This is a genomic window from Caballeronia sordidicola (assembly GCF_001544455.2).
GTDB lineage: Bacteria > Pseudomonadota > Gammaproteobacteria > Burkholderiales > Burkholderiaceae > Caballeronia > Caballeronia sordidicola.
The window spans coordinates 1-625 of the sequence record NZ_FCOC02000071.1 but is presented as its reverse complement, the minus strand read 5'-3'; the positions used below and the strand labels follow the sequence as shown (position 1 = coordinate 625).

The window sequence follows — 625 nt, the reverse complement described above, 5'->3', positions numbered from 1 at the left end:
TGTCCACTGTTAATCAGTGGACACAGCTTGCCTTGCTCCCAATTCGGGCGCTATGTGCTGATAAATTCGCGCTTACGGTTTATCCATTTCAATTCGGCAATATTTCGGTAGTCATACTAATTCAACGCGAACAATCGACCGGGAACAGCGGTTGCAAGATTGGGATGCAGCAGCGCAGCCCCGGCCCGTGAGGCTTCCCCTGCGTTCAAAATCTCGCCGAGAGAGATCCATGCGTCTGCTTACTGCCCAAGGCAGACCTACACGCCAGACTTACACGCGTGACCTCGCGATCCGCTCTTGATGCCAATACAAATACTAGGCGTTCTATGGACCTTTTTGACAAGTCGAGTTTGCCGGCGAATTCGGCATCGCAAACGGCCGAGCGTTTGCCACCAGGCGCAAGCGAGGTCTGCGGGCGACTGAGTGTCGCTGAGGAGCGTCTGAAGATATTGATTGAAGAGCGTGAAGTTGGCGCTGTACGTGTGCGAACCGTCACACGAAAGACTCTCGAAGATATGCCGGTCGTACTGCACAAAAAGACGGTCCACGTCGAACGCCTGCCCGTGTATCGGTTCGTGGACGCGGAGTTCGCTCCCCGACAGGAAGGTGACACGTTGGTGGTGCC

General features: G+C 55.0%; 2 protein-coding genes. Both read left to right on the top strand.

What is annotated here, in order from left to right; all coding sequences use genetic code 11:
- Positions 1–191: hypothetical protein (locus AWB64_RS32125; RefSeq protein WP_208603340.1), on the top strand; the 191-nt coding region annotated here is incomplete at its 5' end.
- Positions 192–326: 135 nt separating this feature from the next.
- Positions 327–625, top strand: a 299-nt coding sequence (locus tag AWB64_RS30625; RefSeq protein WP_157766747.1) for a DUF2382 domain-containing protein, incomplete at its 3' end; no start/stop codon positions are given.